Here is a 21,071-nt window from a genome sequence, read left to right on the forward strand (position 1 = left end):
GTGTTCAACTCACGATGCCCACGTGCCAGGGCACGAATTCGTTGTCGCCGAGTCCGAGCTGTTCGCTCTTCGTTCGCTCGCCCGATGCCGAGCGAACGATCAGCGCGAAGATGTCCCGCCCCATCTCCTCGATCGTGCGCTCGCCGTCGATCACGAGACCGCAGTTGATGTCCATGTCCTCTTCGAGACGTGTGAACATGGGCGTGTTGCTTGCAAGCTTGAGCGTCGGCGCAGGCTTCGAGCCAAACATCGAGCCACGCCCCGTCGTGAAGCAGATGAGGTTCGCGCCGCTCGCGATCTGACCCGTGACCGCGACGGGATCGTAGCCGGGCGAATCCATGAAGACGAAGCCCGCGCGATCGATGGGCTCGGCGTATTCGTACACCGCTTGCAGCGGCGTGGTGCCGCCCTTCATCGCCGAGCCGAGCGACTTTTCGAAAATGTTGGCGAGACCGCCCTGCTGGTTGCCCGGCCCGACCACGCCGTTGAACTGACCGTTCTGGCCGTGCGTGTAGCGCGCCCACCACGCGAGACGGTCGAGCAGCTTCTGACCGACCTCGGGCGACACGGCACGGCGCGTGAGCATGTATTCGACGCCGTGAATCTCCGGCGTCTCGGAGAGAATCGCGGTACCGCCGTGCCGCACGAGCAGGTCCATCGCGGCGCCCAGCGCAGGGTTCGCGGTGATGCCCGAGAAGCCGTCCGAGCCGCCGCATTCCAGACCGATCTTCAGATGACTGACCGGCACCGGCGTGCGCACGATGTCGTTCGCGGCGGGCAGCATCTCCTGCACGGCCCGGATGCCGGCCTCGATCGTGGCGCGCGTGCCGCCCGTGTCCTGCATCACCAGCGCACGCACGGCCTTGCCCGTCCTGATCCCTTGCGATTCGAGCAGGTCGCCCACCTGGTTGCGCTCGCAACCGAGACCGACGATGAGCACGCCGCCGAGGTTCGGATGCCGCGCGTAGCCTGCGAGGGTCCGGCGCAGTACGTCGAAGTGCTCGCCCGGCGAGGACATGCCGCAGCCGCTTGTCTGCGCGAATGCGACCACGCCGTCGACGTTGGGATAGTCGCGCAGACGGTCCGGCGTGAAGTGGTCGGCGATATGGCGAATGACTGTGGCCGAGCAGTTAACCGACGCGATGATGCCGATGAAGTTGCGCGTGGCGACGCGGCCATCGGGACGCACGATGCCGTTGAAGGTCGCGCGCTGTTCGGGCGCCACATAATCGACGGGCTTCACATCGAGGCCGAAGCCCGGGTCGCGGTGGAAATCGACGAGGGCGATGTTGTGCGTGTGAACGTGGTCGCCCGGCGCGATGTCGCGTGCGGCCACGCCAATCACGGTATCGTACTTGCGGATGGGTTCGCCCGCCGCAATGCGCCGCGCCGCGACCTTGTGGCCCGCCGCAACCTGCGCGCGCAGGCGAATCGCGTCGCCGTCGATGGAGACCGGATGTCCAATGGTCAGCGCCTCGCGCGCGATCAGGACGTTGTCGTTCTGGTTGAGCCGGATCAGCGGCCCGCTGGAGATCTTGCTGGACTGGAGCATTCGCCTGTCTCCGCTGGCGATCCGGAGCGGGCGTGCCGACGCCTGCTCCGGTCCCATGCGCGATGATTGCTGGCCACGCCCGGGAGTGCGGCCATTCATGATGAAACATAGTTACCGGTTAATGTAACCGGTAACATCAATGCCATCCTAGTACAGTTTTGGGATAATTGCCAACACCTTTTGCGCAGGAGCTTCCGCGCCCGTGACCAAGACCTCGACAGCATTCACCCCGCCCGCCGCCGGCACGACCGCGCGGCGCGCCCGCAAGACCACCGGCCGCGTCACCCTCAGCGATCTGGCCCGGCTGACCGGCGTCACCAAGGTCACGGTTTCACGCGCGCTCAACAATCCCGACCTCGTTTCCGCCGAAACGCTCGAACGCGTGCGCGAAGCCGTGCGGCAGACGGGCTACACGCCCGATCTGATTGCGGGGTCGCTCGCATCCAATCGCAGCCGCCTCGTCGTGGCGCTGATTCCCGCCATGGCGGGCAGCGTGTTCCAGGAAACCGTCGCCGCGCTGACGGCCGAACTGGAGACGGCGGGCTATCAATTGCTGCTCGGCCAGAGCGGCTACGACGAATCGCGTGAGGAGGCGCTGCTTGACGCGATCATCGGCCGGCGCCCGGCGGGCATCGTGCTCACCGGCGTGATCCATTCGGAGGCGTCGCGGCAAAAGCTGCGCGCGGCCGGCATTCCGGTGGTCGAAACGTGGGACATCACGCGTGCGCCGCTCGACATGCTGATCGGCTTCTCGCACACGCGCGTGGGCGAAGCGGCAGCGCGTTATCTGCGTGAGCGCGGCGCGCGCCATCCGGCCATCGTCACGCCGGGCGACCGCCGCGCGAGGCTGCGCGCCGATGCTTTCATCGACGCGTTCGGCGGCGAGCGCGAGATTCCGGTAGCGGCCACGCCCTCGCCCGCCCACCTTGGCGACGGCCGCCGCGCGCTCGGGAAACTGCTCGACGAGCATCCGCGGATCGATGCGGTTTTCTGCGGCGCCGACATCATGGCGCTCGGCGTGCTGATGGAGGCGCACGCGCGCAAACTCGACGTGCCGGGGCGCCTCAAGGTGATCGGCTATGGCGACCAGAACTTCGCTGGCGACACGGACCCGCCGCTGACGACCATCCGCATCGACGGCACGAAGATCGGCAAACTCGCGGCGTCCATGCTGATCGAAAAGATCGAGACGGGCGCGAGCAAGCGGGCGAAGATCGATGTGGGCTTCACGCTGATCGAGCGCGGCTCCGCCTGAGGCCGGCACTGCGCGGCCGCCGTGCAGCGTTGCCTGCAGTCGTCTCTGCCGACAGCCTGTCCGCCGTCAAGACCTGTCCGTCACATCATTTTTCCCAGTGCCTGGCTTCAAGCGTCATCGCGTCGTCTGCGATCCTGAGAAAACTTTCGACGACCGGATTCGTATATTGAAGCTGCGGACAAACCGTGAAGCCACGAAATACGATGTCCGGCGAAAATGGCCGGAACGTGATCCTGGCGGGATTGGAATCGGACGTCGCAAGCGGATTGACGATGCCGACGCCCAAACCGCGAGACACCATCGCGCAAATCGTCGCACCGTATGGGGTTTCGATGGTCGGCACCTGATTGACGTCCGCCTGACGCAGCACGCGGTCCAGCGCGGAACGCGTGTCGTCCGCATACGACGGCAGGATCAGGCTTTCGCCGCGCAGATCGCGTGCGTGGATGCGCTGGCGCGCAGCGAGCGGATGCGCAGCCGGCAGCGCACATACGCCGGATAGCCGGTACAGTTCGGCGCTCGTCACGCCAAATGCATCCGGGGTCGTCGTGGCGAAGCCGATATCGCAGTAGGCCGACGAAGCCCACCGCTGGATCGTGCCTTCGCTGCGCATTTCCAGCGATATCGCGATGCGCGGATACGCGGCAAGAAAGCGCTCGATCACCATCGGCACGAACGACAATGCCAGCACCGGCGCCGCCACGAGCCGCAAGCGGCCGCTGCCGAACTGGCGGATCTCACGGGCGGAATGCGCAAGTTTTTCGAGGCCGACGAAACTCCGGTCCACTTCGCGATAGAACGCGCTCCCCGCGTCCGTCGCCTGAATACGCCCGCCGCTGCGCGTGAACAGCGCCAGCCCCGTGGACGTCTCCAGTTCCGCAATCAGCCGGCTGATGCTCGGTTGCGACGTGCCGAGTTCCTCGGCCGCGGCGGTCATCGAACCGCGCAACATGACCAGCCTGAACGCTTCGATCTGACGTTGATTCATCTGCCCGCCTCGCCCGCTTTCGTTGATCCGGTCGCCAGCTTGCCATATCAAAATTGAATGGCAGGCGTTTTTGGTCGTATTTGACCGGATGGGCGACTCAAACCTAGACTGGTCCGGATCCTGTCACCGGCCCTACACGAATACACGATGCGCTCCGATGCCTTGCTGTTTCATGACGATTTTCGTGTGGCCCCCTACTGGTGGGACGCGGCGCCGCCGGAAACGGTCCACGATGCGTTGCCGTCCAGCGTCGACGTGGTGATTGTCGGCAGCGGGTATTGCGGCTTGTCGGCGGCCGCCGAAGCGGCGCGGCTCGGTGCGAGCGTCGCCGTGCTCGACGCCGCCGAGATCGGCGCGGGCGGCAGCACGCGCAGCGGCGGCATGGTGTCGAGCGGACAGAAGCTCGCGCTGACCCATGCGATTCGTGGGGTCTCGGACGAGCGGTTAGGACGACTGATGAACGAATCGATGGCGAGTTTCGACTACCTGAAGCGCCTTGTCGCCGAGGAATCGCTCGACGCCGATTTACAGATCACCGGCCGCTTCTTCGGCGCATTCACGCCGCGTCACTTCGACCGTTTGCAGCGCCAGGGGGATCTGTTGCGCGACAAGACCGGCGTGACGGTGCACGTTGTGCCGCGCGCGCATCAGCATGCGGTGATCGGTTCCGACTACTACTACGGCGGAATTCTCGTCGACGAATATGGCGGCCTGCATACGGCCAAATATCATCGCGCGCTGCGCGATCTCGCCCGGCGTTGCGGCGCGAGCCTGCATTCGCACGCGGCCGCGGAGCGGATCGAGCGCACTGGCGCGGGTTTTCGGGTTCGCACAACGCGGGGAACCGTCGACGCGAAGCAGGTGCTGGTCGCCACAAACGGCTACACCGGGCGGCTGCTGCCGTTCTTCTCGCGGCGCGTGCTGCCGGTCGCGAGCTACCAGATCGCAACGGAGCCGCTGCCGCCCGGACTGATGGCCGTGCTGAATCCGGGGCGACGGATGATCAGCGATTCGAAGCGCAATCTGTTCTACACGCGGCCATCGCCGGACGGCACGCGGATGCTATTCGGCTCGCGACCGGCAATCCGCGAGGTGAGCGAGCGTGAAGCGGCGCGGATGCTGCACGCCCGGATGATCGAGGTGTGGCCCGCCTTGCGCGACGTACGCATCACACACGCGTGGAAGGGTTACGTCGCGATGACGGGCGACAGGCTCGCGCATATCGGCGAGCAGGACGGCATTCATTACGCGTTGGGCTGCAACGGCAACGGCGTCGCGCTGATGAGCTATCTCGGCGCACGGGTCGCGAAGCACATGCTCGGACTCGACGCGCAGCCGGGCGCCTTCGGCGAAGGGGCATTTCCGGTCAGCCCGGCTGGCATGGCGAGTCGCCTGAGCGTGCCGGTCGGCACGGCGCTCTATACGTTCGACGATCTCTGGAGCGGGCGCACGCGCGCCGCCCTTTCCTGATACGGACGCCGACACCGACACCGAAGCCGATGGGCTTCAAGCCCGAGGAGCCGCGGATGATTTCAATGCATCACGTTTCGAATGGGCTTTGCACGCCGCGTTGCGGAGCGCGTCGTGTTCATGGATCGGGGTGCGATCGTCGGTGGCGACACGAATCCTCTTTTCTTTGCTGGCTCGCGCCCGGCTCGCGCCCGCGACCTTCTCTCCAGGATAGTGCATTGAAGTCCACGTCATTTTCTTTCCATCGCAGGTCCTTTCGACGGAGCAAACATCATGCGTTTTCGCCATCTTCTCAGCCTCGTTGCGCTTGTCGTGCCCCTGTCGTTCACGTTGGCAGGCAATGCGCGCGCCGATGAGTTCGGCACGTTGACGCCCGGCAAGCTGGTCGCCGGTGTCGATGCGAACAACAAGCCGTATTCGTATATCGACAACGGCAAGATGACGGGCTTCGACGTCGAATTGCTGCGCGCCATCGCGGCGAAACTGGGTCTGAGCGTCGAATTCCGCGCACAGGATTTCAGCGGACTGCTGCCGAGCGTCGCGAACCGGCAGATCGATCTGGCCGCGGGGTCGATTTCGATCACCACGGACCGCCTGAAGATGGTCGACTTCTCGGAGGGCTATCTGACCGGCCTGCTGAGCGTCGCAACGCTGCCGGACAGCACGATCACGAGCGATCCGTCGTCGGTGAAGGGCAAGCGGATCGGCGTCGTGCAGGGCACCATCGAAGACACGTATTCGGACAGCTACCTGCCGGGTGCGCAGATCGTGCGCTTTCCGAACCTGAACGCGGGCTTCCTGTCGATGCGCTCGAAATACATCGACGGCTATTTCGTGGACAAGACGCTCGTCGAGGGCTTGCAGAGCAAGTATCCGCAAATGCACATCGCGGACAAGCTCGATATCTCCGCCGTCAATCTGCCCGCCGGCTTCCCGGTGCACAAGGGCAACACGAAGCTCGAGGCGGCATTGAACAAGACCATTGACGAACTGGTCGCGGACGGTACGTGGGTCAGGTTGTACATGCAGTTCCACCCGGGTTATCCGAAGCCCGCGAAGCTGCCGCCGTACGCGATGAAGACTGGTAGCTGATCAAGCCTGACCGGCGGCTCAACCCGCCGCGGACGCTCAACGAGGCGCGCACCATGAATGCTTTCTTGCAGAACTTTCTCGACTGGCCGTTGCTGATCTCGTCGATGCCGTCGCTGCTGTGCACAGGCCTCGTCAACACGCTGGTGCTGTCGGTGTTTTCGACCGTGCTCGGGATCGTCGCGGGCATGGTCCTCGCGCTGATGGCCGTGTCGCACACGCGCTGGCTGATGTTGCCCGCGCAGGTGTTCATCGACGTGTTTCGTGGCCTGCCGGCAGCGCTCGTGATCCTGCTGGTCGGCCAGGGGCTCGCGCCGGTGGGACTGGCGATCTTCGGACCCAATCCGTACCCGCTCGCGATCGTTGCACTTGGGCTGATCTCGTCCGCGTATATCGCGGAGATTTTCCGCTCCGGCATTCAAAGCGTGGGGCGCGGGCAACTGTCCGCGTGTCAGGCGCTCGGCATGACGTACTGGAACAGCATGCGTTACGTGATCGTGCCGCAAGGCGTGCGGCGCATCCTGCCGGCGCTGGCGAACCAGTTCATTTCGATCGTCAAGGATTCGAGCCTGGTCTATTTTCTCGGCCTTCTGACGTCGCAACGCGATCTGTTCACGATCGGCCAGAACACCTCGGTCAACACCGCAAACCTGTCGCCGCTGGTGGCGGCGGGTGTCGTGTATCTGCTCGTGACCGTGCCGCTCACGCACGCGATCAACCACATCGACCGCTGGACCAACCGTCATTCGAATCCGGCGCGCGGCCATTCCAGCGCGGGATCGGCGCGCCGGCAGCGCAAGGCACGGGTTTCGGCGCATTCGGCCGTCTCGGCGAGGACCGGCATCGCGGATCAACATCATCACTCTTCACAGGCAGGACACCAGCCACAATGGGACCCAAAGTAGAAACGGTCGCCGACGACACCCGCTTGCCTGCGCAAGTCGATGTCGTCGTCATCGGCGGCGGCATTATCGGCGTAAGCACGGCCCTTTATCTGAGCGAGAAGGGCGTTCAGGTCGCGCTTTGCGAGAAAGGCCCGATTGCGGGCGAGCAATCGAGCCGTAACTGGGGCTGGGTGCGCGTCACGCATCGCGACATGCGCGAATTCGAGCTGAGCATTGAAAGTCTGAAGCTGTGGCGGACGCTGGACGCGACGCTCGGCATCGACACCGGCTTCAATCAATGCGGCATCCTCTACATGACGGCCGAAGACGCCGTGATGGACAAGCATCGCGCGTGGCTCGACAAGGCGCGCAACGTGGCGGGCGACGCATTCGACACGCGCGAGGTCGACGGGAAATCCGTCGCCGCCTTGCTACCCGGGGCGGCGAAAGCGTTCAAGGGCGGACTCTATACGCCGGGCGACGGCCGTGCCGAACCGCAAAAAGCCGCGCCGGCGATCGCGAACGCGTTGCGCAAACGCGGTGTCAGGATACTGACGCCCTGTGCCGCGCGCGGCATCGAAACGAGCGCGGGGCGCGTCAGCGCGGTCATCACCGAGCACGGTGCGATCCGCTGCAACAGCGTCGTCGTCGCGGGTGGCGCGTGGTCGCGGCTATTTTGCGGCAACCTGGATATCGACGTGCCGCAACTGCTGGTGAAAGCCTCCGTGCTGCGCACGGAGCCGCTCGACGGCGGCCCGGCGGTGAGCGCGAGCGACAAGAAGTTCGCGTTCCGCAAGCGCGCCGACGGCGGGTATACGGTCGCATTCGGCTTCCGCACCTATAGCGATCTCACACCCGATTCATTTCGTCTGTTTTTCAAATATATCGAAGCGCTAAAGAGTCAGCTGGGTTCCCTGCGCATCGGTATCGGCGCGCGCTTCTTCGACGAGTTGCGCCGCCCGCGTCACTGGGCGCTCGACCGGCCCACCGCGTTCGAACAGGTCCGTACGCTCGATCCCGAGCCGATCACCGAGTACACGGATGCCGGTCTGCGCGAGTTCACCCGGGTCTTCCCGCATCTGGCGCACGCGCGCATCGCGCAGCGCTGGGCGGGCTACATGGATGTGACGCCGGATGCGATTCCGGTGATTTCCGGGGTCGATACGGTGCGCGGCCTGTTCATCGGCACCGGTTTTTCGGGGCACGGATTCGGCATCGGCCCGGCGGCCGGAAAGCTGATGGCGGATCTGGTGACCAACGACACGCCGCTCGTCGATCCGCACGCGTTTCGCCTCAACCGTTTCAGCGACGGGACCAAAATCGTGATCGACGCGGGCTTCTAACGCAATGCTTCCACGGAGATGCCGATGCAAAAAGTAGCGATGATTTCCGGCGCCAGTCGCGGCATCGGGCTGGCGGTCGCAACCGAGTTGTCCCGACGCGGCTATGCGCTGTCGCTGGGCGTGCGCGATCCGTCGACGCTCGACGGCCGCTTCGACGCGTTCGCGTTTCCCTATGAAGCGCGCGACACCGGCGCGGGCCGCCGCTGGGTCGAGGCGACGGTCGAACGCTTCGAGCGCATCGACGTACTGGTCAGCAATGCGGGCATCTGCAAGCACGTCGGCCTGAGAGACGGCACCGAAGCGCTGCTCGAAGAGACACTCGACATCAACGTGAAAGCGCCGTTCCGGCTGATTCAGGCTGCGTTGCCACATTTGTGCCGCGCGGGCAACGCTCGTGTGGTGCAGATTGCGTCGCTATCCGGCAAGCGCGTGAAGAACCTCAACGCGGGCTATCAGATGTCGAAGTATGCCGCGGTGGCGCTGACGCATGCCGTGCGGCGTGCCGGCTGGGACGATGGCTTGCGTGCGACGGCGATATGCCCCGGATTCGTCAACACGGAAATGGCCGTCGGCATCGCGGATCTCGAACCGCAAGCGATGACACAGCCCGAGGATATCGCGCGGTTGGTCGCCAATACGATCGAGATGCCTAACTCCGCGAGCATCGCGGAAATTCTCGTCAATTGCCGGCATGAGGATCTGTTCTAGTGCACCCTGGCCGGTTATTGCGTGATGCACACCGCGATATAGGACGTTCGTACTGCCGCCTCTCACGTCCCCCCCACCCCCCGCGCGAGCGATACCAGCAGCAGGATCAGCAGAATCAACGCCACCGTCTTCCAGAACGCCACCGGACTGCGCTCGATCAGCGGCAGCGGCCTAGCCGGCTCCGTCTCGCCGCATCCAGCGGCAAGACGATCGAGGTCGCCGCAGACTTCGAGCGCGTCCTGATAGCGGCGCGCCGGATCGGTCTGCATCGCCTTTTCGAGCACGACATCGAGCCACGCCGGCAGATCGGGCCGGTGATGATGCAGCGGCACGCGGCCATTGAAGCCGTATGGCGAGCGCCCGCCGCTGAAGGTGCGATACAAGGTCACGCCGAACGCGAAGACCTCGGAGCGCGCATCGCCCAGCGCGCCTTTGATGAGCTCGGGGGCCATGTAGGCCGGTGTACCGGGGGCAGTGGACGGCCCCGGCGCGAGCACGCCCGGCATGTAGGCAAAGCCGAGATCGAGGAGCCTCACGCTGCCGTCGGCCAGAACCAGGATGTTCTCGGGTTTGATGTCGCGATGAAAGATGCCCTGGCGATTGAGCGCGTGGATCGCATGGCCGAGTTGCCGCGCGACTGACAGCCCGCGCGTCAAGGACATCGGGCGCGGCGTAATCAGTGTTTCAAGCGGCAAGCCGTCGAGGAACGGCATCACGACATAGAGACGGCTCTGCCGCTCCGGATCGATCGCGCTCGGCGCCAGAACGTTCGCGTCGCCGATCTTTCCGGCAAGCCACCGCTCCCTGACGATGGACTGGCGCACATTGGCGTCCTCTTCGACGCGCGGCTTCGGGAATTTGAGCGCGAGCCGCCCGCCTGGCTCGGCGAGATCGTGTCCGATGAAGATCCGCGAGTAGCGGCCGTCGCTCAGAATGGTAAGCAGCGCATAGCCGTCGACGACATCCCCACACGCGGGCACGGCACGAATCGGCAGTGCGCCGAGCACGCCTTCAAGGTAGCGATAATCGAGGACCGGAACGCGCCGCACGTCGATCACCGCTGCCGAGACGTCGTCCCTCGATCCGCGTGAGCGCGCCATCTGAACGAGGCGCTGCGCCACCGCATCGGCCGGCGCCTGCGCCGACAGCGCGGCTCGCAGCTCGCGCGCCGGCACGCGCCGGTAGAGTCCGTCGGAGCACACCAGCAGGCGATCGCCCGCCTGGAGCGCCCAGCTCTCGATGCGCGTCACCAGCGCGCTCTGCAACCCGATCGCCTGGGCGACGAAGGCGCCGAACGGCACGTTCGTGACGTCGTCGCCGCCACGCTGCGAAAGCGCGCCGTCACGCATTTGATAAAGCCGGACGTCACCCGCGCTGAACAGCCACGCCGCGCCGCCTCTGACCGCGAGCGCCGCGAAACACGCCGCCGCCAGGTTCAGCCCGGCATCGCTGCGGCCGATCTGATGCAGCCAGCGGTGGATCCCGGTCAATGCGCGCGACGCGGCGGCCTCGGGCGAGAGCGTGTCGGGCGGCGCGTAGTAACCGTCGATGAAGCTGCGCACGGCGAGTTCGGCAGCCACGCGCCCGCCCCGGCCGCCGCTCATGCCGTCGGCCAGCGCGACCACACTGCCGCGCGCCGCGCGCTGCATGACGTCGCCGAGCATGACGCCGACATAGTCCTCATTGCGCCCACCGCGGCCCGCCTCCGACACGAAGGCAATGTCAAGCTCGGGACATTCGCCGCGCTCGGGCCGCAATGTCATGCAGCCCCGCTCGGCGACATGGGCATCGGCGGTACGAAGCGTCCCGGTCATTTCCTGTCGAAAATCGCGGCCTCGCTCGATTCGAGGTCGTGCTCGATCTTGTCGAGAACCTGCGGCGCGCGCTTCTTCAGCATCGTGAGCCAGATCATGCCGAACGCCATGTAGGCGACGAACAGATAAGGCAGGAGGTTGTACGGCCAGTCCGGAACCGGATAGACGCTGCCAAAGAACCCGCCGATCATCGCGACCGCGCCGAGGATGCCCACCACGACATTGGCGAGCTTGAGGTGCCCCTGTTTTTTCAGGTAGATCGGAGCCGACACCGAGATCAGGAAATAGGCCACGATGAAGCCGAAAGTCGCGAACGTGCTCGTATAGCCGAACGTGTTCAGCGCGCCGGTGCCGAGGAGCGCGAGATCCGCGACGAGCGAGAGGATCGCGGCAAAGGCCACGGCGTAGTGCGGCGTCTGGTGCTTCGTGTGGACCATGCCCATCGAACGATGGACGAACTGATAGCGGCCCATCGAGAACAGCAGCCGGCTCGCCGCGTTGATCGAGGCCAGCACGCAGGCGAATGCGCTCACCGAGGCGATCAGGTAGAACAGCGGCGCCAGCGCGGGCGCACCGAGCCCCTTGAGCAGCGTCTGGAGCGGCGCGGTGTCGTTGCCGAGCCTCGCCACGTCGCCGCCATAGGCGACGACCATCGAGTAGGCGACGAACATGAAGAAGGCGCCTGCCACCACCATGCTCCAGATCACCGCACGCGGTATCGCCTTTAGCGGGTTCCGGGTTTCCTTGCCGAGCGACGCGGCGCTCTCGAAGCCGACGAACGAGAAGATACCGAGCACCATCGCCTCGGCCATCCCCTTCGTCGTCGTGCCGTGCAGCGACAATTGCGCATGATCGACGATGCGCTCCGGATGCTGATAGAAGACCACGAACAGCACGCCGCCGACGATCGTGATCGACGCGGCCTCGATCGCGAGGCTCAGGCGCGACGACAGCTTGATGTCGTGCGACGAGAGGAACCACACCAGCGCCGCGCTGACGACGTAGATGAGCCAGGTCGGCACGGCGATGCCGAACGGCGTGAACGCGTTCTGCACGAAAATGGCCTCCCCCGCGAGCACGCCCATCGCCGTGCCGGTATACGCCGCGATCAGCCCCCATCCCGCGATGCCGCCCGCGATCGGTCCGAGCGAGCGCGAGATAAAGATGAAGAACGATCCGGCCGCGGCGAAGCGGCTGGCGAGCACGGCGATGTTGAGACTGACGAACATGAGGCCGAGCGTCGACAGTCCGTAGACGAGCCAGCTGCCCGCGCCGGCGAGCGCCGCAACCGCCACGACATTGATCGACGGCGTCAACGTGGGAGAGATGTTGGCCAACGACTGGCCGATGGTCTCCATGAAACCCAGGCTCGACGACCGCAGATCGGCGGATGGCGAGGAAACCGAGGTAGATTGCGGCATAACGCTCATGCTGGACTCTCCTGTCGTCAGGATACGTTGCTCAATGTGGGCTTATTCGCTCCGGCTGTTCACCAACCCTGGAATCCACGACGTGCCGGCAAGCGGTACACGCGCCATCGCAGCCGCCTCCACGGTCAGCGCGACGAGATCTTCCGGTTCGAGGTGATGCACGTTCTGCTTGCCGCAGGCGCGCGCGATCGTCGTCAACTCCATGTTCAGCGTCTTCAGGTAATTGCGTACGCGCCGCGCGCCTTCCTCAGGCTGCACACGTTGTTCAAGCGCCTCATCCTGCGTCGTCACGCCCACGGGACACTTGCCGGTATGACAGTGATGGCAAAACCCCGGCGACGTATTGAGCGCCGCATAGTCCGCGGCGGCCGGATGCAGCGCGCCATCCTTGAAGTAGGTATCGCTGTTGCAGCCGAGCGCCATCAGAACCCCCTGCCCGATCGCCACCGCGTCGGCACCGAGCGCGAGCGCCTTCGCCACGTCCGCTCCCGTGCGGATGCCGCCGGATACGATCAGTTGCACCTGCCCCTTCATGTTCAGGTCTTCGAGCGCATCGACGGCCTGCCGCACCGCAGCCAGAGTCGGAATGCCGACGTTCTCGATGAAGCACGTTTGCGTCGCCGCGGTGCCGCCTTGCATGCCGTCGATTACCACAACGTCCGCGCCCGCGTGCACCGCGAGCTTCACGTCGTTGAACGTGCGCGTCGCACCGACCTTCACGTAGATCGGCTTCGCCCAATCGGTGATCTCGCGCAGTTCCTGAATCTTGATCGCGAGGTCGTCGGGACCGGTCCAGTCCGGATGACGGCTCGCCGAGCGCTGATCCACGCCCGCCGGCAGCGTGCGCATCGCAGCGACGCGCGGATTCACCTTCTGCCCGAGCAGCATGCCGCCGCCGCCCGGCTTCGCGCCCTGGCCGATCACCACCTCGATTGCGTCGGCGCGGCGCACGTCGTCCGGGTTGAAGCCGTAGCGCGACGGCAGGCACTGATAAACCAGCATCTTCGACGAGCGGCGCTCTTCCTGCGTCATGCCGCCGTCACCGGTCGTCGTTGACGTGCCGGCCGCCGTGGCCGCGCGGCCCAGCGCTTCCTTCACATTCGCCGACAGTGCGCCGAAGCTCATGCCGGCGATCGTGATCGGGATGTCGAGCACGACCGGTTTGCTGGCAAATCGTGCGCCAAGCACGGTCTGCGTCGTGCATTTCTCGCGATAGCCTTCGAGCGGATAGCGCGACAGCGACGCACCAAGGAACAGCAGATCGTCGAAATGCGGCACGCGCCGCTTCGCGCCGAGGCCGCGGATTTCATAGAGACCGCGCTGCGCGGCCGCGTGGATGTAGTCGATCGTCTTGCGGTCGTAGCCTTGCGACTCTTCCTGCTGCAAGCGGGCGAAATGAACGGGCTTTTCCATGGGGACGTTCTCGAAAATCGGGATGTTCAACGGGGGGTCAATATTCCTGGCCGGCGTCGGCGTTCCAGTGATAGAGCGCGCGGGACGAAGCGATGCGCCTGAATGCACGCGGATCGTGCGTGAGGCCCGCAGCATCGAGCAGCGCGGCGACCGCCGATACGTCCACTTCGGTCATCGGCTCAAACTGCGCGTCCGCGCCGAGCGACTCCACTTTCCCCTTCACGTACAGCACCGCTTCGTAAAGCGAGTCGCCGAGCGCATGGCCCGCGTCGCCGCAGATCACCATGCGGCCCGCCTGCGCCATGAACGCCGAGAAGCTGCCCACTGATCCGCCGACGACGATGTCGCCGCCCTTCAGCGAAATCCCGCAGCGCAGACCCGCGTCGCCATCGATGACGAGCAGCCCGCCATGCGCCGAAGCGCCCGCGCCGTTCGATGCGAAGCCCTTCACGTGCACCTTGCCGCTCATCATGTTTTCAGCCACGCCAGTCCCGGCGCTGCCTTCGATGACGATCGTCGCGTGCTTGTTCATGCCGCCCGCGTAATAGCCGGCGTGGCCGTCGATCGTGATCGCGACGTCGGCATCGACGCCGACGGCAATGTTGTGCGCGCCATTGGGCGACGTCACGGTGATCCGCTGGCCGTTCAGTTCTGACGCGTCGCCATGCAGGTACTGATTCACTGCCCGGACCGGCGTGGACTCAAGGTCGAATGTCAGGCTTTCCATACATACATCTCCTCGGGTGCGGGTTCGAAGACCTTCGCGTGCCGGATGTCGGGCAGATGCGCGAGCGAGCGGAACTCGGAGGCGATCGCCACGTAGTCGTCGTTCTCCGCGACCACGGCGGGCTTGCAGGCGAACGGATCGCGGATCAGCGCGAGTTCCGTCGTCGTGCCCATCAGGAAGGTGTAGAAGCCGTCGAGTTCCTCGAAGCCCTTCTGCAACGCGTCCGGCAGCGTGTCGCCTTCGCGCAGGCGCCATTCGAGAAAGCGGCATGCGGCTTCGGTATCGTTGTCGGTGTCGAAGCGAATCCCCTTGGGCTCCAGCTTGCGGCGCACGCCATGCGCATTCGAGAGCGACCCGTTATGCACGAGGCAGAAGTCCTCGCCCGCCGTGAACGGGTGCGCGCGATCCGGCGTGACCGCCGACTCGGTCGCCATGCGCGTATGGCCAACCAGATGCGAGCCTTTCAGGTTGGCAAAGGCGTAGCGCTCCGCGATCTGCGCGGGCAGGCCGACATCCTTGTAGAGGTCGATCGAGCGGCCCGTCGACAGCAGATAGAGCGTCGGGTAGTGTTCGCGCAGCCAGCGTTTCACGGCCTCGGCATGGCCTTGCAGCGTCAGCACAGCGTGGTTGCCCCTCGCGTCGATGTGCGCCGTGACGTCCATTGCGGCATTCAGCGTATCCGCAAGCGCTGCCCAGGCGAAGCGCTCGCCCTCTTCGGTAAAGCCCGAGTAGAGGCTGAGCTTGCGCTGGCGAGCATCGACGGCCTTGCCGAACACGGCGAGCCCCGCCGAGTCGGGGCCACGCTCGGTCATGCCGGTCAGCATCGGCACCATCAGTTCGCCGAGCCGTTCGCGTAGTGCCGGTGTCTTCACCAGCAGACCTACGATTCCGCACATATTGCGTCTCCTTAAAAAAACTCGAGGTAGCTCTTCAGCTCCCAATCCGATACGTGACGCATGTATTCGAGCCATTCCATGCGCTTCAATTTGAGGAATTCACCGGCGACCGGGCCAAGCGCATCGCAGATGAGGCGGTCGGCTTCGAGCGCATCAAGGGCCTGCGCGAGGTTCTGCGGCAGCACGCCGATCCGGTGCTCGCGCAACTGCTGCGGGGTCCAGTCGTAGAGGTTCTCGTTGGCGGGTTCGCCCGGCGACAGCTCGCGCTCGATGCCGTCGAGGCCGGCCGCGATCACGGCGGCGGTCGCCAGATACGGATTGCACGAGCCGTCCGGCAGACGCAATTCGATGCGCTCGCCAGGCATGCGGACCATCGTCGAACGGTTGTTGTCGCCGTAGCTGATGTAGGCCGGCGCCCACGTCGCGCCGGTCAGCGAGCGGCCCACGACAAGCCGCTTGTACGAGTTGACGGTCGGGTTGCAGAGCGCCGCCAGCGCCGGCGCGTGGGCGAGCAGGCCGGCCGTGAACTGGTAGCCGAGCGTCGAGAGGCCCATACCGAGCGAATCGCTGGGGTCGGCAAACAGGTTGCGCTCGCCGTCGCCGATCGACATGTGCATGTGCATGCCGTTGCCGGGGCGATTCGCGAACGGCTTTGCCATGAACGAGCAGATCATCCCGAGCTCGTTCGCGATCTCGGACGCGGCCATCTTGAAGAACACGTAGTGGTCGCACGACGTCAGGCAATCCGTGTACGTGTAATTGATCTCGAACTGGCCATTCGCGTCTTCGTGATCGATCTGATAGACGTCGATGCCCACCGCGCGCATCGATTCGGTCAGCTTTTCCAGAAACACGCGCGTGCGCGACAGACCCTTGTAGTCGTAGCACGGCTTCGCGAGCGTGTCGCTCGGATCGCACGGCTCCAGCACGCCCGATGCCGAACGGCGCAGCAGCGAGAACTCCGGCTCCAGCCCCGTATAGAGGTTCCAGCCGCGCCCGGTCAGGCGCGCGACCTGCTTCTTCAGCGTCACGCGCGCATCGAAGACCCACGGCTTGCCGTCAACGTGGCCATCGCACGCGATGCGCGCGAGGCCCGGCTGCCACGGCATCGGCGTGAGCGTCGACAGATCGCCGACGGCCATGAAGTCCGGCCCGTTCGGCTCGATGCCGACGCCCCAGATCGCGAAGCCGGCAAAGCCCGCGCCGGCTGTCAGCACGCTCTTCAGATGCGCGAGCGGCACCGACTTCGCCTTCGCCACGCCATGAATGTCGACGAACTGCGCCAACACGTATTTCACGCCTCGCTGCGAGAGCCAGGCCTGCGCGTCTTCCGCCGTGTCAAAGCGCGGAACGCTGCCGAGCGCGTCGGCGGTGACCGGCAGCTTGCTCGCGTCGTTCAGGTTCATTGCCACTCCTTGCAACAATTTATTAATGTGCAAAAATATTTCCTGTCAGGAAACTCTTTGCGCGCAATCGGTCCATCTCTTTTCGGGGTCGGCAAACGTCTCGATCTGCTAACCTTGCTTCCTTTTTCCGGGGCCATCCATGCAAAACGAGGACGACGGCAAATCACCGCTCGAACGCTATCTCGGCGCGACGATCCGCGAACTGCGCCAGTCTCACGGGCTGACCATCGCGCAGGTCGCCGAGCAGGCCGGCATCAGCCGCGGAATGCTCTCGAAGATCGAGAACGCCCAGACCGCGACCGGGCTCGACGTGCTCAACCGCATCGCGATGGCGCTCGGCGTCTCAATGTCGACGCTCTTTCGCCACTTCGACGTCCCGCAAGGCGGCGCGCAGCTGGTCAAGAAAGGCGCCGGCATGGAGGTCGTCCGCAAGGGCACGCAGCGCGGCCACACCTACCATCTGCTTGCATACGACCAGGGCCCCCGCAAGCTCTTCGAGCCGTTTCTCATTACGATGGACGACGCATCGGAACGCTTCCCCGTGTTCCAGCACCCCGGCACCGAGTTCATCCACATGCTCAAGGGCGTGATCGAGTACCGCCACGGCCAGCAAACCTACATCCTCCATCCCGGCGACACGCTCACGTTCCGCGGCGACATTCCACATGGCCCCGAACGCCTGATCAAGACCCCGATCCAGTTCCTGTCGGTGTTCGTCTACGCCCAGCCCGCCGCCGAGTGAGCTGCACCGCCGCCGACCTCTGTTATGCAACGTCCGTGCCATGTTTATCAATGAGAATCAAAAGTTCCTGTCAATAAACATCGGCGGCCCACTGCGGCTTTTCTCCAGCATCCTGCTTCCCCTGTCGCTGCCTGCCTGCGGTGCGGCCCCATCGTGAATGTAGTGCATGGGCGCACTGAAACGGCAACGCGAGTTACGACATGGCATCAGTTCCGCTTATAACGTCGCCAGTGCGTGCAGCACGCCTTCCATCATCCGGCGCAGCACCGGTTGCACGAGCGCCGCGCGCGTCTCGTCGTAGGCAAACGGCGCGCGCTCGCTCATATAGACCGACTGGCACATCTCGAGCTGGATCGCGTGCACGCCCTGTTGCGGAGCGCCGAAATGACGCGTGATGTAGCCGCCCTTGAAGCGCCCGTTCGCGATCCAGGTGAACGGGCTGTCGGCCGCGGCGGCCTCGGCGGCGGCCTGCAGCGCGGGTGCGGCGGTGCGACCGTCCTGCGTGCCGAGGTTCAGGTCCGGCAGTTTGCCGTCGAACAGGCGCGGCAGCACGCTCGCAATCGAATGGGCCTCCCACAGCAGCACGTGCTCGTGTCGCTCGCGCAGGCGCGTCAGTTCGGCGTGCAGCCGGTCGTGGTAGGGCTGCCAGTAATCTGCCACGCGCCGCTGCTTGCGCTGTTCGTCCGGCTCGCAACCAGCGCGGTACACCGGTTCGCCGCGAAACGTCCCGGTCGGGCACAGACCCGTCGTGGTTTGTCCCGGGTACAGGCTCTCGTCGTTCGGCGGCCGGTTCAGGTCGATCACATAGCGCGACAGCTTCGCGCCAAGCACGGTCGCTCCCCATTCCGAAGCGAAATCGTAAAGACGGTCGAGATGCCAGTCGGTATCGGCGACGGTGAGCGCCTCATCCGTATAGAGCGGCTGCAACTCCGGCGGAATCCGGCTGCCCAGATGCGGAATCGAAATCAGCAGGGGCGCCTCGCCGCGTTGCAGCGTGTACAGATCCAGATCGTCCATCGACTTCTCTTTAGAAAAAAACGGCGTGGTCAACGCAAGGCATCCTCGGGAAGCTGCGGCAACGCACGGGCCAGCGCTGGCTGAATCGAGCGATCGATGACCGTGCGCGTCAACGTGACGATCTCGCTCGCGAAGTCGTCCCACTCGCCTTGCCGGTGCAGCAAAAAAAAGTCGCGCCGCCCGAGACGCCCGGACGGTAGCGGCAAAACGGCGATTTCGCCGAGATAGTGCCGCGCCTGCCACAGGCACAGCGGCGTCGAGATCGCGAAGCCCAGCCGCGCCGCCACGAGGCTCAGCAGTGGATCGGTTGCGTCGAATTCGTAGCGGCGCGGACTGTCGATGCCGAGATGTCGCGCGAAGCGCTCGACCTGCTGGCCAATCACCGAGCGCGCCGTATAGCGGATCAGCGGCAGCTCCTTGTTGAGCGTGCGCCAGTCGATCTGCGCGCGGCCGGCGAGATGGCTGCGCGCGACGACCGCAACGAACGCCTCCGAAAACAGCGGGATTTCGACGATGCGCGCATCGCTCAACGTCGTCTGCGTGCAGACGGCGATATCGACTTCCCGGTCGTGCAACTGCTTCGACAGCCCGGGCGTGAGCCCGGACCACAACGAGATCTGTCGCGCCGAGTTCGACACCGCGCGAATCAGCTCAGGCCCGACCGTCGCCGCGAACGAATCGACGCAGCCCAGCCGCACCGGCAGCGTGCCCGCGTGCGTGGCATCGCCGATCCGCGTGCTGACCATCTGCGCATGCTCGATCAGCGGCCCCGCGAGTTCGAGCAACGCGCGTCCGGCAATGTTCGGGCGCGGCGGACGGCTCTCCCGGTCGAACAGCGCCATGCCCTGATCGCGCTCCAGCGCCGACACCGCCTGGCTGATCGCGCTCTGGCTCACGCCGAGCTGCTTCGCCGCAGCCGTCATCGAGCCCGTCTCGCACACGGCGACGAAAGCCTGCAGCGCGCGCAGATCGATTGGGGTTTGGGTTCGTCTCATCGTGACTCTCGATATAGGCCGGATGCTGCGCGCTCAAAATCCGCCCGTGCTCACGATGAGCGTTTTCGGACACGCATCATAAGTTTGCCTTATACAAAATTCCCTCGCGTTTCGGCTTCCTAGAATTCGCTCCATCGACTTGTCAGGGATTCCCATGAGCCACTATGACTTCATCGTGATCGGCGCCGGTGTGATCGGCACATCGGTCGCGCACCACCTCGCCGCGTCCGGCGCGACGCGCGTGCTGGTCCTTGAGCGCGGCACGATCGGCGCGGGCACGACAGCGCAATCGTCGGGGCTGCTGCGCACGCACTATTCGGTTCGCCAGAACGTCGAGCTCGCACGCTCGTCGTGGTGGGCCTTCAACCACTTTGCCGAGTACGTCGGCGACGACGACGCATCGTGCGGGCTCGTCAGATGCGGCTACATGATCTGCGCGCCCGAAGGCGAGAAGCTTGAATCGCTGCGCGCGTCGCTCGCCGCACAGATGGAGATGGGCATCGAGGTGCAGTTGCTTGACCGCGACGCAGCGCGCGCGCGTCTGCCGATCGCACAGTTCGACGACGCTGCGCTGATCGGCTACGAACCGGAAGCCGGCTTCGCCGACGCCTATCTCGTCGCGACCAGCTTCGCGAAGTCCGCACGTCGCCGCGGCGTGAAGATCATGGAAGGCGTGACGGTAACGGGCGTGATTCGCGAGGGACGGCGTGTGACGGGCGTCGAAACGAGCGCCGGCCGTTTCAGCTGCGGCACGCTCGTCAGCACGCAAAACATCTGGACCCCGGAGCTCGCGGACTGGATCGGCGTGCCGCTGCCGGTGAAGCCCGAGCGCCACACGGTGCTCGCCCTCGAATGCGATGCGGGCGCGTACACGTTCGGCATGCCTGCGTTCAAGGATCTCGGCTCGCCCGGCATGCTCTATTTCCGCAGCTACGGCGGCAGTCAGATGCTGGTGTCCGAAGGGGTGGCCGGTGAAACGCTCAATGCGCCGGAAACCGAACAAGGCGATATCTCGCTCGACTATGTCGCCGAAGTCGGCGCGCAGGTCGCCGGGCGCTTCCCCGCCTATGAGACGGCGGGGCTCGCGTCGTCGTGGACCGGCGTCTACGACGTGACGCCCGACTGGAACCCGGTGCTAGGCCATATCGGCGACGTCGAGGGGCTGGTGGTCGGGTTCGGGTTTTCCGGGCACGGCTTCAAGCTCTCGCCGGGCATCGGCAAGCTGCTCGCACAGCACGCGTGCGGCCAGCCGACCGATGTATCGCTCGCGCCCTACGCGCTCGACCGCTTCTCGACGGGTGCCCTGCTCGTTGGCAAGTATGGATCGGGCGCGGTGTCCTGA

18 protein-coding genes are annotated in these 21,071 nt (G+C 65.2%); 8 read left to right on the forward strand and 10 right to left on the reverse strand.

What is annotated here, in order from left to right; translation table 11 throughout:
- Positions 1 to 4 precede the first annotated feature (4 nt).
- Positions 5 to 1,552, reverse strand: coding sequence for a UxaA family hydrolase (locus tag AC3AP7_RS27205; protein ID WP_487363394.1), 1,548 nt, complete (start codon positions 1,550 to 1,552; stop codon positions 5 to 7).
- A gap of 202 nt (positions 1,553 to 1,754) precedes the next feature.
- Here AC3AP7_RS27205 and AC3AP7_RS27210 point away from each other — a divergent pair, with 202 nt between their 5' ends.
- On the forward strand, positions 1,755 to 2,807 hold the full coding sequence (locus AC3AP7_RS27210) for a LacI family DNA-binding transcriptional regulator (protein ID WP_487363395.1): 1,053 nt from the start codon (positions 1,755 to 1,757) through the stop codon (positions 2,805 to 2,807).
- A gap of 85 nt (positions 2,808 to 2,892) precedes the next feature.
- Here the strand turns inward: AC3AP7_RS27210 and AC3AP7_RS27215 are convergent, their stop codons facing one another.
- Entirely contained in the window at positions 2,893 to 3,795 is a 903-nt protein-coding gene (locus AC3AP7_RS27215; protein WP_487363396.1) for a LysR substrate-binding domain-containing protein, read from the reverse strand.
- Between the two features lie 147 nt (positions 3,796 to 3,942).
- Between AC3AP7_RS27215 and AC3AP7_RS27220 the strand changes: the two genes are divergently transcribed.
- The 5 genes from AC3AP7_RS27220 to AC3AP7_RS27240 all read left to right on the forward strand — a co-directional run bounded on the left by AC3AP7_RS27220 (position 3,943) and on the right by AC3AP7_RS27240 (position 9,289).
- On the forward strand, positions 3,943 to 5,265 hold the full coding sequence (locus AC3AP7_RS27220; RefSeq protein WP_487363397.1) for an NAD(P)/FAD-dependent oxidoreductase: 1,323 nt from the start codon (positions 3,943 to 3,945) through the stop codon (positions 5,263 to 5,265).
- A 273-nt stretch (positions 5,266 to 5,538) separates the two neighbouring features.
- A complete protein-coding gene (locus AC3AP7_RS27225) occupies positions 5,539 to 6,357 on the forward strand; it encodes a substrate-binding periplasmic protein (RefSeq protein WP_487363398.1) in 819 nt (272 codons plus the stop codon).
- 53 nt (positions 6,358 to 6,410) lie between these two features.
- Positions 6,411 to 7,259 (forward strand): amino acid ABC transporter permease, encoded by an 849-nt coding sequence (locus tag AC3AP7_RS27230; RefSeq protein WP_487363399.1) that lies wholly within the window; start codon positions 6,411 to 6,413, stop codon positions 7,257 to 7,259.
- On the forward strand, positions 7,244 to 8,581 hold the full coding sequence (locus AC3AP7_RS27235) for an NAD(P)/FAD-dependent oxidoreductase (RefSeq protein WP_487363400.1): 1,338 nt from the start codon (positions 7,244 to 7,246) through the stop codon (positions 8,579 to 8,581). The genes AC3AP7_RS27230 and AC3AP7_RS27235 overlap by 16 nt, the downstream gene beginning before the upstream one ends.
- A gap of 24 nt (positions 8,582 to 8,605) precedes the next feature.
- The gene (locus AC3AP7_RS27240; RefSeq protein WP_487363401.1) at positions 8,606 to 9,289 is read left to right on the forward strand and encodes an SDR family NAD(P)-dependent oxidoreductase; all 684 of its coding nucleotides are present in this window, start codon (positions 8,606 to 8,608) and stop codon (positions 9,287 to 9,289) included.
- Between the two features lie 62 nt (positions 9,290 to 9,351).
- On the opposite strand, the gene AC3AP7_RS27245 is transcribed toward AC3AP7_RS27240, so the two are convergent.
- The 6 genes from AC3AP7_RS27245 to glnT are packed head-to-tail and all read right to left on the reverse strand — an operon-like array spanning position 9,352 to position 16,975.
- Entirely contained in the window at positions 9,352 to 11,103 is a 1,752-nt protein-coding gene (locus AC3AP7_RS27245) for a bifunctional protein-serine/threonine kinase/phosphatase (RefSeq protein WP_487363402.1), read from the reverse strand.
- On the reverse strand, positions 11,100 to 12,533 hold the full coding sequence (locus AC3AP7_RS27250) for an APC family permease (RefSeq protein WP_487363403.1): 1,434 nt from the start codon (positions 12,531 to 12,533) through the stop codon (positions 11,100 to 11,102). Before AC3AP7_RS27250 ends, AC3AP7_RS27245 begins: the two co-directional genes overlap by 4 nt.
- Positions 12,534 to 12,575: 42 nt before the next feature.
- Positions 12,576 to 13,946, reverse strand: coding sequence for an FMN-binding glutamate synthase family protein (locus AC3AP7_RS27255; RefSeq protein WP_487363404.1), 1,371 nt, complete (start codon positions 13,944 to 13,946; stop codon positions 12,576 to 12,578).
- Positions 13,947 to 13,983: 37 nt separating this feature from the next.
- Positions 13,984 to 14,673, reverse strand: a complete 690-nt coding sequence (locus AC3AP7_RS27260) for a protein glxC (RefSeq protein ID WP_487363405.1) — start codon at positions 14,671 to 14,673, stop codon at positions 13,984 to 13,986.
- The gene (locus AC3AP7_RS27265; RefSeq protein ID WP_487363406.1) at positions 14,661 to 15,569 is read right to left on the reverse strand and encodes a class II glutamine amidotransferase; all 909 of its coding nucleotides are present in this window, start codon (positions 15,567 to 15,569) and stop codon (positions 14,661 to 14,663) included. The genes AC3AP7_RS27260 and AC3AP7_RS27265 overlap by 13 nt, the downstream gene beginning before the upstream one ends.
- 11 nt (positions 15,570 to 15,580) lie before the next feature.
- Positions 15,581 to 16,975: a type III glutamate--ammonia ligase gene (glnT, locus tag AC3AP7_RS27270; RefSeq protein ID WP_487363407.1), complete on the reverse strand. Its 1,395-nt coding sequence runs from the start codon at positions 16,973 to 16,975 to the stop codon at positions 15,581 to 15,583.
- A 139-nt stretch (positions 16,976 to 17,114) separates the two neighbouring features.
- Here glnT and AC3AP7_RS27275 point away from each other — a divergent pair, with 139 nt between their 5' ends.
- Positions 17,115 to 17,717 (forward strand): helix-turn-helix domain-containing protein, encoded by a 603-nt coding sequence (locus tag AC3AP7_RS27275; RefSeq protein WP_487363408.1) that lies wholly within the window; start codon positions 17,115 to 17,117, stop codon positions 17,715 to 17,717.
- A 216-nt stretch (positions 17,718 to 17,933) separates the two neighbouring features.
- On the opposite strand, the gene hutG is transcribed toward AC3AP7_RS27275, so the two are convergent.
- Positions 17,934 to 18,734: an N-formylglutamate deformylase gene (gene hutG / locus AC3AP7_RS27280; RefSeq protein WP_487363409.1), complete on the reverse strand. Its 801-nt coding sequence runs from the start codon at positions 18,732 to 18,734 to the stop codon at positions 17,934 to 17,936.
- Between the two features lie 29 nt (positions 18,735 to 18,763).
- Positions 18,764 to 19,729 carry a LysR family transcriptional regulator gene (locus tag AC3AP7_RS27285; RefSeq protein ID WP_487363410.1) on the reverse strand — a complete coding sequence of 322 codons (966 nt, stop codon included), beginning with the start codon at positions 19,727 to 19,729 and terminating at the stop codon, positions 18,764 to 18,766.
- A 154-nt stretch (positions 19,730 to 19,883) separates the two neighbouring features.
- Here AC3AP7_RS27285 and AC3AP7_RS27290 point away from each other — a divergent pair, with 154 nt between their 5' ends.
- Positions 19,884 to 21,071, forward strand: a complete 1,188-nt coding sequence (locus AC3AP7_RS27290) for an NAD(P)/FAD-dependent oxidoreductase (RefSeq protein WP_487363411.1) — start codon at positions 19,884 to 19,886, stop codon at positions 21,069 to 21,071.

Source organism: Paraburkholderia sp. PAMB 6770 (genome assembly GCF_057748135.1).